Annotated in this window: 8 protein-coding genes and 1 pseudogene; 8 read left to right on the top strand and 1 reads right to left on the bottom strand. The window is 69.3% G+C overall.

The window, feature by feature from the left end; translation table 11 throughout:
* Positions 1-230 precede the first annotated feature (230 nt).
* Complete coding sequence (locus OG381_RS02280; protein ID WP_327714373.1) at positions 231-3020, bottom strand: helix-turn-helix transcriptional regulator; 2790 nt, start codon at positions 3018-3020, stop codon at positions 231-233.
* A 179-nt stretch (positions 3021-3199) separates the two neighbouring features.
* Between OG381_RS02280 and OG381_RS02275 the strand changes: the two genes are divergently transcribed.
* The 8 genes and pseudogenes from OG381_RS02275 (at position 3200) to OG381_RS02235 (ending at position 12531) form a co-directional block, all read left to right on the top strand.
* Positions 3200-4114 (top strand): MBL fold metallo-hydrolase, encoded by a 915-nt coding sequence (locus OG381_RS02275; RefSeq protein ID WP_327714372.1) that lies wholly within the window; start codon positions 3200-3202, stop codon positions 4112-4114.
* Positions 4115-4137: 23 nt separating this feature from the next.
* Entirely contained in the window at positions 4138-5628 is a 1491-nt protein-coding gene (locus tag OG381_RS02270) for a carboxylesterase/lipase family protein (protein ID WP_327714371.1), read from the top strand.
* Between the two features lie 30 nt (positions 5629-5658).
* Complete coding sequence (locus tag OG381_RS02265) at positions 5659-6042, top strand: RidA family protein (protein ID WP_327714370.1); 384 nt, start codon at positions 5659-5661, stop codon at positions 6040-6042.
* 161 nt (positions 6043-6203) lie between these two features.
* Positions 6204-6896, top strand: a complete 693-nt coding sequence (locus OG381_RS02260; RefSeq protein WP_327714369.1) for a hypothetical protein — start codon at positions 6204-6206, stop codon at positions 6894-6896.
* 469 nt (positions 6897-7365) lie between these two features.
* Positions 7366-8805 (top strand): non-reducing end alpha-L-arabinofuranosidase family hydrolase, encoded by a 1440-nt coding sequence (locus OG381_RS02255; protein ID WP_327714368.1) that lies wholly within the window; start codon positions 7366-7368, stop codon positions 8803-8805.
* Between the two features lie 277 nt (positions 8806-9082).
* A complete protein-coding gene (locus OG381_RS02250; RefSeq protein WP_327714367.1) occupies positions 9083-10189 on the top strand; it encodes a ricin-type beta-trefoil lectin domain protein in 1107 nt (368 codons plus the stop codon).
* A 251-nt stretch (positions 10190-10440) separates the two neighbouring features.
* Positions 10441-12042, top strand: a pseudogene (locus OG381_RS02240) (glycoside hydrolase family 43 protein); the annotation flags it as partial.
* The gene (locus tag OG381_RS02235) at positions 12019-12531 is read left to right on the top strand and encodes an RICIN domain-containing protein (RefSeq protein ID WP_327722361.1); all 513 of its coding nucleotides are present in this window, start codon (positions 12019-12021) and stop codon (positions 12529-12531) included. The pseudogene OG381_RS02240 and the gene OG381_RS02235, both read left to right, overlap by 24 nt.
* The last annotated feature ends 225 nt before the right edge of the window (positions 12532-12756 follow it).

Genomic DNA, 12756 nt, shown 5'->3' with positions numbered 1-12756 from the left:
GTCGTGGTCGGCCGTCCCCGCCCCGCCACGACGAGCGAGGCCGTGTTCAGCCCGGCCCACTGGCCAGGGCCTGCGTTTCCGCAAGGCCTTGGGGACAAGCGGAGGCATCGGTTCACCAGGGCGAAGGGGTCACCTTGCGGGTTACTGCTGCCTCGCCTTGCGGCCAGTCTGGTCCGTCGGGATGGCGCGCGGTATGCGTCAGGTGACTGCTTCCACGGCCAGGGGCGCCCCTATTCCTGGTGGCCGGCCGTCGCGAAGGTGCCCTCGATGAGGTCGCGCAGCTGGGATCGGGCGGTGATGCCCAGCTTGGGGAAGCTGCGGTAGAGGTGCGAGCTGACCGTGCGGGGGGAGAGGAAGAGCTTTTCGCCGATCTCTCGGTTGGTCAGCCCGCGGGCGGCGAGCCGGATGATCTGCTGCTGTTGCGGGGAAAGTTCGGCGAGCGCGTCGGGGGCCGCCTCGGTGACATCGAGGCCGGCGGCGCGCGACTCGGCTCGGGCGCGTTCGATCCACGGGCGTGCGCCCAGGCGCCGGAAGGTCTCCAGGGCCTCGGTGAGCGGCCCACGCGCCTCTGCGATGCGCCGGCGGCGCCGCAGCCACTCGGCGAGGTCGAGCAGGGTCTGTGCGCGTTCGAAGGGCCAGTACTCCAGTGCCGGATCCGCCAAAGCCGCCCGGAAGTGCGGTTCGGCGTCGTCGGGATCCGCCAGCAGGCCACGGGCTCGGCTGATCAGCGCACGCAGACGAGGTGAAGCGTTGTCCGCCAGCGCGGATGCCGAGCGCTCGACGATCAGTGCAGCCTCCTCGTGGCGGCCGCAGCGCACAGCGGCGGCGGCCAGATCCGCGAGGGCCGGGTGGGAGGCGTGGTAGTGCACGGGCGCGCCGTCTGCCGTGAAGATCATGCGGAGTTGGTCGTAGGCGGTCTCGTAGGCGCCTTCTGCGGCTGCCGCGGCAGCGAGCGCACGACGGGCGTAGACGCAGACCGAGCGGCTTTCCAGCGGATCGATCAGAGTGAGCGCGTCCTCGGCCCGGGTTCGGGCCGAGGACGCATCGCCCTGGAAGGCCAGCACGGTGGCGTCCACGGTGGCCGCACAGGCCACGGCGTGGTCGAGGCGGGCCGCCCGGCCGACTGCGGTGGTGCGGGCGCAGGCCTCACGGGCCTGTTCCCACCGTCCTCGCTCCAGGTAGGCCCAGGCGACCGCGCCGCCCAGACCCTCGGGCAGTGCTCCCTGTAGTTCCCAGCGGTCGAAGGCCTCGTCGAAGGCGCGGACGGCCTGGGGGGTCTCGTCCAGGAGCCACGCCATGATCCCGACGGTGGTGAGCCGCTCCGGGCGCTCTTTCGCCTCGGCGGCCAACTGCGGTAGCAAGGAGATGAGTTGGGCCCGGTCGTCGAAGGGGTTGGACACGGCCCTCACCCAGGTGCGCAAACCTGCGCGTGAGGCGTTCTCGGGAAGGCGCCGCAGGAGGTCCTGGATGCGATGGTGCTGGGTGTCCTCTCCGGAGTAGAAGCGGACCACGGCGGCGCCGGCCACGAGGTCCAGCCCGGCGGCGGGCTGGGAGGCCGCCAACTGCTCGGCCGCGTCGGCCAGTCGGGAGAAGACCACGGTGTGGCGCACGGTCAGGACCGCCAGCCGTGCGGCCTGAACAGCGGCTGAGGCCAGCAGGGTGGCGTCATCAGTGCGCGCGCGTGCCGCGGCGACCAGTTCCTCCACCCAGGCGATGTCTCCGGTGAACACGGCCGCCGCGGCGGCTTCGACCAGCAGCCGGGCACTGTCCTGGCGCTGCGGTGCGAGTTCCGCGGCGCGTTGCAGGGCCTGGGCCGCTGCCGCGTGGCCGCCGCGGCGGCGGGCCCGGCCGGCGGTCCGTTCCAGTTCCGCCGACACGGCCGCGTCCGGTTGCGGGCAGGCGGCGGCAAGATGCCAGGCACGCCGGTCCGGTTCGTCCCGGAGCATCTCGGCGAGCGCGAGGTGAGCCTCGAGCTGGGCGCCCGAGGACGCGGCGTGATACACGGCGGACCGGGCCAGTGGATGGCGGAACCGGATGTCCGGGCCGGTTCGCCGGACCAGCCCGGCCTGCTCTGCCGGCAGCCAGGCCGCGTCCTCGGCGCGCGGCAGCCTGGCCGAGACGGCGATCGCGGAGTCGGCGCTGTCCATGGCGGCCAGGAGCAGCAGAGCCCGCAGGGTGGGGGCGGGGAGAATGTTCAGGCGGGCGGCGAAGATCCGCTCCAGGTGGTCGGTGAGCGGAAGCGGACCTGCAGTCGGCAGCGGCGCAGCTGTGTCCTGTGCTGAGGCTGTCCTGGTCAGTTCCACCAGCGCCAGCGGGTTGCCGCCTGCCTGGTCGAGGATCCGCGACCTGGTGTGCCCGGTGGGGCTCTTCGGCTGCAGGTCCAGCAGCTGATGGGCCGCAGCGTTGTCGAGCGGTTCGAGGGTGAGCATCGGCAGATGACGGTCGAATCCCGGAAGGTGATCGCCGCCACGGGCGCCGATCAGCATGGTGACCGGTTCACCTTCCAGCCGTCTGGCAACGAAGGACAGTACATCCAGGGAAGCCCGATCGAACCACTGCGCATCGTCCAGCACCACGAGCACGCGATGGTGGTCGCCCAGGCCTGACAACAGGCTCAGGACGGCGACCCCGACCAGCATGAGATCGGATCCCGGCGTGGCCGACCCCTCGCCGAAGGCGTCCTGCAGCGCCGCGCGCTGCCTGCCTGGCAGGGCGTCCACTGCGGCCGGCACCGGCCGCAGCAACTGATGCAGTGCGGAGAACGCCAGGCTCGACTCCGACTCGCTCCCCTCGGCCCGCAGTACACGAGCGCCGCCGGCTTCAGCCCGGTGCACCGCGTGCTCCAGCAGTGCGCTCTTCCCCGTGCCCATGTCACCGACCAGCATCAGCACCGGGGCGGCCGACACCGAGTCCACCGCACGAAAGAGGCGTGCCACTTCCGCGTCCCGGCCGACGATCATTTCCCGTGGCTCCGGTTCCGATCCCATGACCGCACCGCGGTCGCCTGTGTGCTCGTCCACGGAGTCTCCCGGAATTGCGGCTTTCGATCGCAGTCGCCTTGCCCTGGCCCGTCCAGGCTACAAGCGGCCGGGCCCCGTGCCCGGGCCATGCGCGCAGGTGCAGTCACGTTACGGATACCGCGCGCGCCGAGGCCGCTCGTACGGTTCCAGGAAAACCTCTGCATTCCCAAGGAAGCCTCATGGAACAGATCACGCTCGGCAACGTCACCATCACACGGGTATGGGAATATTTCGGTTCCGTCGAAATGACGCCCGACACCTTCTTCCCCGAAAGCCCGAAGGAAGTGTGGAACGACGGTGCATCCTGGCTGACCCCGCATTTCCTCGATTCCGAGACCAATATCGTCAATTCCGCGATCCAGACCTGGCTGCTGCGCAGCGCAGGCAAGACCATCCTCGTCGACACCGGCGTGGGCAACCACAAGGACCGCCCCTACGCGCCGGTCTGGAACCGCCTCGAAACAGGCTTCCTGGCCAATCTCGCGCGCGCCGGCGTCGCGCCCGAGGACGTGGACATGGTGATCAACACACATCTCCACATCGATCACGTCGGCTGGAATACATACCTGAACGGTCGAGAGTGGGTACCCACTTTTCCCAACGCCACCTATCTGATGCCGAAGGACGACTTCGACTTCTGGAATCCCGAGAACGGCCACAAGCCACTGCTCGGGCGCGGAAACCAGAACGTCTTCGAGGACAGCGTGGCCCCTGTGCACCAGGCCGGCCAGACGCTGCTGTGGGAAAACAGCCACCAGATCGACGCCGACCTCCGCCTCGACGCGGCTCCCGGACACACCCCCGGCTCCTCCGTCCTGACCCTCACCTCCGGGACGGACCGCGCGGTGTTCGTCGGCGACATGCTGCACAGCCCCGTGCAGATCCTCGAGCCCGACTCCAACAGCTGCTTCTGCGAGGACCCCGCCGCCGCCCGCGCCACCCGCCGCAAGGTGCTGGGCTGGGCGGCCGACAACAACGCACTCGTGATCCCCGCGCACCTGGGCGGCCACGGCGCCGCCGAAGTGGCACGCGAGGGAGACAAGTTCGCCATCAAGGGCTGGGCCCCCTTCGCCCCGTACACCGAGCAGGCCTGAAGTCCTGCAGAAAGACATGAGACATGAGCCACCACACCGACCCCGTCGTGACCACGGCGCAGGGAGCCGTCCGCGGCCTGCGTCAAGGCGACACCACCGCTTTCCTGAACATCCCCTACGCCGCCCCGCCTCGAGGCGCCGGCCGGTTCGAGCCGCCGCAGCCGCACGAGCCGTGGGACGGCGTACGGGACGCCACCGTGCCGGGGCCTAACGCGCCGCAGTCCGAGCGCAAGCTCGGCAGCGTCGACATGTCCCCCTACTTCGGCACCGGTTGGAGCCGCGGCGAGGACTACCTGACTGTCAACGTCTGGGCGCCCGCCGCCTCTGGCGGCGACCTGCCCGTCATGGTGTTCGTCCACGGCGGCGGATTCGTCGCCGGTTCGACGCGGTCCGCGCTGTACGACGGCTCCGCCTTCGCCCGCGACGGCGTCGTCCTCGTCACCCTCAACTACCGGCTCGGCATCGCCGGGTTCCTCGACATCCCCGGCGCGCCCGCCAACCGCGGCCTGCTCGACGTCGTCGCCGCACTGGGCTGGGTGCGGGAGAACATCGCCGCCTTCGGCGGTGACCCGCACAACGTCACCCTCTTCGGTCAGTCGGCCGGGGCAACCATCGTCGGCGGCGTCCTCGCCACCCCCCAAGCCGCCGGCCTCTTCCGCCGGGCGATCGTCCAAAGCGGCAGCGGCCTGGGGGCGTTCACCACCGAGCAGGCCGCCCGCGTCACCCAGGCAGCGGCCCAGACCCTGGGCATCGAGCCCCGCGCCGACGCCTTCGCGGACATCTCCGACGACCGCCTGGTCGAGGCCGCCTCCGGGCTCGCGGGCATCGACCTGCAGACCGACACGCACCACGATCCGCTGATCGGACTCAGCCCCTTCAGCCTGGTCCTCGACACGCAGCCCGCCCAATCCGTCGCCGCCGGCCTCGGCGCCGACGTCGACCTGCTCATCGGGACCAACACCGAGGAGGGAAACCTCTACCTGGTCCCCGTGGACAAGTACGCCACCTCGAGCGCCGGGGACGTCGACGACGCGGCGGCGCGCGCGCACCCGAAGCCGGTCCAACTCGTCGAGACGTACCGCAAGGCACGCCCCGATGCGTCCTTCGGCGAGCTGCGCTCCGCCATCATGGGCGACGCACTGTTCGGCGGGGGCAGTTGGGCCCTGAGCGACGCACATGCCGCCCACCGTGAGTCCGCCACCTACGCCTACGAGTTCGCCTGGCGCTCCCACGCTCTGGACGGAGAGCTCGGCGCCACCCATGCGGTCGAGCTGCCCTTCGTCTTCGATGTCGCCCACCTTCCGCAGCTGCACGGCCCGTCCGCCCTGCTCGGCCCCGACAAGCCCCCCGCGGATCTCGCCGCCCGTATGCACGCCACGTGGGTCCGGTTCGCCAGGACCGGCAACCCCGGCTGGGACGCGTACGACGACGAGCGCCGGGCCACGATGCGCATCGACGCCGAGTGGACCCAGGTCGACGACCCCCGCAGCCAGGAACGACAGGCCTGGCGCTGACCCTCCGGCCACCCTTCCCAAGGACACACCATGACCAGAACCGTCATCACCACCGAGAACGCACCCGCCCTGGCAGCCCCGCTGTCCCAAGGCATCCGCAAGGGCCCCGTCCTGCAGGTCTCCGGGCAGCTCCCGCTCGATCCGGACACGGGCGAGATCGTGGGCACCACGGTCGCCGAGCAGACCGAGCAGACCCTGCGCAACGTCACCGCCGTACTCAAGGCAGGCGGTGCGCGCCTGGAGGACGTCGTGATGCTGCGCGTGTACCTCACTGATCCCGCCCACCTGGCCGAGATGAACGGAGCGTACGCGGCAGCCGTCGGCGAGCCCTTCCCCGCCCGCACCACCGTCTACATGCAGCTTCCGCCGGGACTGCTCGTGGAGGTCGACGCCCTGGCAGTGCTGGACGGCTGACGACGATGGCCGGTCGCCTGACGAGGGCGTGCACCAGCCTGAGGGTTCCACCGGCACACCTGCTGGACGCCCTGTGCGCACTCGCCGGACGACCCGCGTCCTCCCGCGGACCTCATCCCGTACGTCGCGTCCACCGGCAAGTGCTCCATACAGCGGGGGCCTTGCCGCTGGGCGCGCTGCAGCCAGGCGATCTGAGCGCGGCCACGGACGTGCACGCGGGCCTCTTGAACGTCCAAGTCCCGCCCCAGGCGGATGCGGCCGCACTCTGCATCCGCCGCACGGTCGACGACCTCGGATCATCCGACCTGTGGGAGCTGGCCCGCGGCACCGCCCTGACCCGGGACGATCTCACCTGGGGCGCTGCCGCCACCCTGGCGCAGGGACGCCTCGGGAACAGAGACCTTCTGGACGAACTCGCCGCGCACACTCTCGCGCAGGAGATCGCCGAACGGCCCTCGTACCACTGGGGCCGACACCACACCGATGCGGTACGCGCCGCGCTGTACCGGAGCCTGGCCGACCTCGCGGATGCCCTTCTGGAAGTGTCGGAGTCGACCCCGACACCCCTGAACTGGACCGCCGACGACACCAGCGAGAGGCACGCCACCGCGGTGATCGACGGGATGGCATACGGCCTGTTGATCCAGACGGTGCAGAACGCGTCCTCGGCCGCCGAGCCCGTCTGGTGCCACCCCGCGCTCCCTGCTGCACGCACCGTCTGGCAGTGGCGGATCGCGAGCGGGCCGACCGACGTTGCCTCCCACGGCTGTGGGCCCTTCCCCTCCGTGCTCGCGGCACGGCACGCCGCCGAGTGCGCGATCACGGCACTTGCCGCCGGGAGATGTGGCCTGTGACCACCAGCCGGCACGTGGACTTGCATACCGGCCATCAGCGCTTGCCGGCGGCTCTCGGGGGAGATGCTGTCCTCGGTGTCCGTGTGGTGCGCGAGGAACGCGGTGATCAGGTGAGCTCGCCAAGTTGAGCTCTTCCATAACTTGGACCGCGGCAACCTTTTCGGGAGTGGCGGCAACCAGTACTGCAACGGTGCCTGTTCCAAGCCCGCGCCCGCACCTCTGCCTGGCTCTCAGTCAAAGGCCCGTGCAGGCAAGGAACTTGAAGCCGCCTGGTTTGAGCCTGCGACCGTTTCTGGTTGCGGATTCTGCGAGAAGTATTGACGTCATTGATGGGATGTCTAGCATTCTCTCGATCGACACATCGACCACTGTTCGGTATTGCGAACAGTCGGAGTTCCGCCACACCGGCATCCGGGCAGCCTTCGAGAGGTCGGCCCGGAGTCGCTTGCTCAGGGATGACGAGGTCCTTATGCGCACACGTAGTTCCCGCCGCAGACGTCCGTCGGTGGTGCTCGCCGCCGTGGCTGCGGCTCTGGCCGCGCTGGCGGCGCTGCTTGTCGCCGGGCCGGCTCAGGCGGCCACCACCAGCGACGTGCGCGGTGTTGATTCCGGCAAGTGTCTGGACGTGGAGGGCTTCAGCCAGGCCGACGGTGCGAACGTGCAGATCTGGGACTGCCACGGCGGCATCAACCAGCAGTGGACCTTGACGGACAGCGCCCAGCTGACCGTGTACGGCAACAAGTGCCTGGATGCCCGGGGCGGCGCCACCACCTCCGGGACCCCGGTACAGATCTGGACGTGCAACGGCAGTGACAACCAGCAGTGGCGGGTGAACCCCGACGGCACCATCACCGGCGTGCGCTCCGGGCTGTGCCTGGAGGCCGCGGGCTGGGGCAAGGCCAACGGAACAGGGGTGCAGCTCTGGTCGTGCCACGGCGGCGCCAACCAGAAATGGACCGGCCTGTCCGGAGCGAGCAACGCGTGTGCTCTTCCGTCCACCTACCGGTGGACTTCGACGGGCCCGCTGGCGGAGCCGAAGGCGGGGTGGGCCTCGCTCAAGGACTTCACCACCGTGAAGTACAACGGCAAGCACGTCGTCTATGCCACGACGCACAACACCCTCGCCGGTAACGACGGGCGCTGGGGGCTGGCGACCTTCAGCCCCTTCACGAACTGGTCCGACATGGCCACCGCCACCCAGAACACGATCCCCTTCGACGGCATCGCGCCGACGCTGTTCTACTTCGCCCCGAAGAACATCTGGGTGCTTGCCTACAACGGGGCTTGGCCGTACAGCTTCGGCTACCGCACCTCGAGCGACCCCACCAACCCTAACGGCTGGTCCGCGCAGCAGGAGCTGTTCACGGGCACCCTCCCGAAGGGCGGCCCTCTTGACGTGACCCTTATCGGCGACGACGCGAACATGTACATGTTCTTCGCCAACGACGAGGGTGACATCTACCGGTCCAGCATGCCCATCGGCAACTTCCCGGGCGCGTTCGGTTCGGCCACGAAGATCATGAGCGACACTGCGCTCAACCTGTTCGAGGCGCCGGAGGTCTACAAGGTCCAGGGTCAGAACCAGTACCTCATGATCGTCGAGGCCCAGAACTACACAGGATACGGACGCTACTTCCGCGCGTTCACGGCCACCAGCCTCGACGGCACGTGGACACCGCAGGCCGGGGCCGACACCGTGACCAGCCCCTTCGCCGGCAAGGCCAACAGCGGCGCGACCTGGACCAACGACATCAGCCACGGCGATCTGGTTCGCACCAACCCCGACCAGACCAAGACCATCGACCCCTGCAATCTGCAGTTCCTCTACCAGGGGCGCGACCCCAGCACCGACGGCGGGGACTACGGCCTCCTGCCCTACCGGCCGGGCGTGCTGACACTGCAGCGCTAGCCGGTGGCATGACACAGGTCCGGCTCCGGTGTTCCTGACGTTCGCGGGCAACGACGCACGCCGAACCGGGCCCGGAGCCCGACTGAACCATGCCTCGACACACCGTCAGGCCCTACCCACCCGACAACGTGACAACGCCCACGGTTCCTCACCACGCCGTTCCACCAGTACGTCATCCGCCGATGCCAACGGGACGACACAGCAGCCGAGTTGCCGACACGGACGGCAAACAGCCCCCGCCAGATTCAGCACTCACTCGCAGAACAGGACGTACTGCATGAGAAGGCCTTGGATCCTGCCCCTCATCACGCTGGTCATGGCCGCGCTCGGGATGACGGCAGCAGGTGTGGCACCTGCCTCCGCCGCCTCGAACACGCCCTTGCGGGTCATGCCGCTCGGCGACTCCATAACCTGGGGCGTGGGAAGCAGCACGGGCAACGGCTATCGGGGTCCGTTGTGGGACATGCTCGCGGCGGAAGGCCATCCGCTGGACTTCGTCGGCACGTTGCGGGGCGGTTCGATGTCCGACCCCGACAACCAAGGTCACCAGGGATACAGGATCCACCAGATCGCCGAACTCGCCGACGCCTCGCTGACCCGCTACCGGCCCAACGTCGTGACGCTGATGATCGGCACCAACGACCTGGCCGGCAGCTATCAGGTCTCCACCGCCGCCGACCGGCTGAAGTCGCTGGTCAACCAGATCACCGCCGACGTCCCCGACGCCACCGTCCTCGTGGCCTCCCTGGTCGTGTCCACCAGCGGCTCGGAGGAGCAGTACCGCACCGCGTACAACCAGGCCATCCCCCAGATCGTGAGCGAGGCACAGGCCGCGGGCAAGCACGTCGCATACGTGGACATGAGCAGCCTGACCACGGCCGACCTGGCCGACGCCCTGCATCCCAACGACTCGGGCTACCAGAAGATGGCAGACGCCTTCCACAGAGGCATCCAGTCCGCCGACAGCGCCGGGTGGCTGAGGAACCCCGCCCCCGCTCCCGCGCGCGTGCAGTCCGACTTGGGCGGCAAGTGCCTGGATGTCAGCGGCTTCGGCACCGCCGACGGGACCGCCGTCCAGATCTGGAGCTGCGGCGACAGCATCAACCAGTACTGGTCCGCCTACACCGACGGCACCCTGCGCTCTATGGGCAAATGCCTCGACGCCGCCGGCTTCGGCACGGCCAACGGCACCAAGGTGCAGCTCTGGGCCTGCCACGGCGGCACCAACCAGATCTGGCAGCCCTACAACGGCGGCTACCGCAACCCCGCCTCCGGCCGCTGCCTCGACATTCCGGGCTACTCCACGACCGACGGCACACAACTCCACCTGTGGGACTGCCACGGCGGCTCCAACCAGAAATGGACCACTCTCACCGCCGGATGACCCCCGCTCTTGGGACCGGAGCCCCTCCCCGTCCCAGTCCTGGGATTCGAGGGCCCCTCCTGCACCGGCCGGCATCACCACGGCCCCCTGCCCTCCGCCGCCCACGCGTTCCCGACTGAGCAGCGCCCGGCCTCAAAGGCCGATACAGCGGGCTCACTCTCTACCAGGTCCTCGACGCCATCCGAGATTGACGTCCGACATTTCGAACTTCGGTCTCTCGGTCCCCTTACCCGTGAGGAAGCTGATCTCTCATGTCCTGGCTCCAACACCCCCACAGCCGCCGGAGAGTCATGGCTGTCACCGCCGGTCTGGTCGCGGGCGCCGCGCTGCCGGCGATGCGCGCGGCGGCGGCCACGACGGCCCAGCAGGAGCGGTTCACCAACCCGGTGATCTGGCAGGACTTCGCCGATCTCGAGGTCATCCGCGTCGGCGATACGTACTACTACACCGGGTCGACCATGCACTTCTCGCCGGGCGCGCCCGTCCTGCGCTCCTACGACCTGGTCAACTGGGAGTTCATCGGCCACTCGGTGCCGGTCCTCGACTTCGGCGACGCGTACGACCTCAAGGGCGGACAGGCGTACGTCCAGGGCATCTATGCGTCCTCGATGCGCTACCGCCCCAGCGACAAGACCTTCTACTGGGTGGGCCAGATCGGCTGGCAGCGGTCGTACGTATACAAGGCCACCAACGCGGCGGGCCCCTGGACCCGGCACGCCGAGATCGGCAGCATTTACTACGACGCGGGGCTGCTCTTCGACGACGACGGCACCCCGTATGTGGCGTACGGCGCCAACGAGATCCATGTCGCGCAGCTCTCCCCGGACATGCGCACCGAGGTCAGGTCCGAGCACGTGCTCACCAAGCCCGACGCGTTACACCTGATGGAGGGCTCCCGCTTCTACAAGATCAACGGGAACTACTACATCTTCGTCACCCGCCCGCCCAACGGCCAGTACATCTGGAAGTCCACCTCAGGCCCCTTCGGCCCGTACGAGATGCGGGAGGTGCTGCTGGACCTGCCCGGCCCGATCCCCGGCGGCGGCATACCGCACCAGGGCTCGCTGGTCGACACCCCGAACGGCGACTGGTACTACATGGGCTTCATCGACGCCTATCCCGGCGGCCGCGTCCCCGCCCTGGCCCCGGTCACCTGGAACGCCGCCGGCTGGCCCGAGCTCCAGACCGTCGACGGCGCGTGGGGCGAGACCTACCCCTACCCGGTCACCCCGCACCCGCTCCCGCCGATGACCGGCGCCGACACCTTCGAGGGGACGGCGCTGGCGCCGCACTGGGAGTGGAACCACAACCCCGACACCACGGCGTTCACCGTCGACAACGGGCTCACCCTCAGGACCGCCACCGTCACCGACGACCTCTACAGCGCCCGCAACACCCTCACCCGCCGCATCCAGGGCCCCGCCTCCACCGCGACCGTGGTACTCGACTACTCCGGCATGGCGGACGGCGACCGGGCCGGGCTGGCGATGCTGCGCGACTCCTCCGCCTGGATCGGCGTCACGCGGCAGAACGGCGTCAGCAGGCTGGTGATGTTCGACGGCCTGGCCATGGACGCCAGCTGGAACACCAGCAGCACCGGCACCGAGCAGGCCCGCGCCGACCTCCCCGCGTCCGGCAGCCGCGTCTGGCTGCGTGCCGCCGCCGACATCAGCCCGGGGCCCGGCCGCCAGGCGACGTTCTCCTACAGCACCGACGGCACCACCTTCACCCGGCTCGGCCCGGCCTTCACCATGAACGACAGACCTCACTTCTTCATGGGCTACCGCTTCGCCGTCTTCAACCACGCCACCAGGGCCCTCGGCGGCAAAGTGCGGGTGGAACGCTTCGACGTGCGCGCGTGCGGGCCGGCGGCGCAACCGGGCACTGTGGACACGAACGCCTGGTACGTCATAGTCAACCGCAACAGCGGCAAGGCACTGGACGTGGCGGGCGTGAGCTCCGAGGACGGCGCCGCGGTCAATCAATGGGCTCGGATCGACGGGACCAACCAGCAGTTCCAGTTCGTGGACTCCGGTGGCGGCTTCTACCGGTTGAAGGCGAGGCACTCCGGCAAGGTGCTGGACGTCTCCAGCTGGTCGACGGCCGACAACGCGGCCATCCACCAGTGGAGCGACCACGATGGCTTGAATCAGCAGTTCCGGTTGGCGGACTCACCGGACGGATACTTCCGGTTGATCAACCGCAACAGCGGGAAGGCCGTCGAGGTACCGGGCTTCTCCTCCGCAGACGGGACCGGCATCGTCCAGTACTCGGACTGGGGCGGCGTGAACCAGCAGTGGAAGCTTGTCCGCGTCGGCTTCACGGGCTTGAGCTCCTGCTGACACCGGTATCCGGTCTCTGCGCGCGCCCGGGGTTGCACAGCCGACAGCGAGGTCCGATGTTGGCTGTGACCTGGAGATTCGTGGTTGAAGTTCGCCGACGCCGACGCCGACGCCGACGCCGACGCCGACGCCGACGCCGACGCCGACGCCGACGCCGACGCCGACGGCCCGGCGCGCACGCCACGGGTGGGTGGCGTTGCTGCCGGGCCGTCAGTCACTCACGCG

The sequence above is a fragment of the Streptomyces sp. NBC_00490 genome, from assembly GCF_036013645.1.
GTDB classification, from domain to species: Bacteria; Actinomycetota; Actinomycetes; order Streptomycetales; family Streptomycetaceae; genus Streptomyces; species Streptomyces canus_F.
The sequence above is the reverse complement of the archived record's forward strand: the minus strand, read 5'-3'. Positions and strand labels throughout refer to the sequence as shown.

What these genes read in the sequence shown, in the direction of transcription:
- OG381_RS02275 (WP_327714372.1), top strand. Translation starts at nt 3,200, where the DNA reads ATGGAACAGATCACGCTCGGCAACGTCACCATCACACGGGTATGGGAA.
- OG381_RS02270 (WP_327714371.1), top strand. Translation starts at nt 4,138, where the DNA reads ATGAGCCACCACACCGACCCCGTCGTGACCACGGCGCAGGGAGCCGTC.
- OG381_RS02265 (WP_327714370.1), top strand. Translation starts at nt 5,659, where the DNA reads ATGACCAGAACCGTCATCACCACCGAGAACGCACCCGCCCTGGCAGCC.
- OG381_RS02255 (WP_327714368.1), top strand. Translation starts at nt 7,366, where the DNA reads ATGCGCACACGTAGTTCCCGCCGCAGACGTCCGTCGGTGGTGCTCGCC.
- OG381_RS02250 (WP_327714367.1), top strand. Translation starts at nt 9,083, where the DNA reads ATGAGAAGGCCTTGGATCCTGCCCCTCATCACGCTGGTCATGGCCGCG.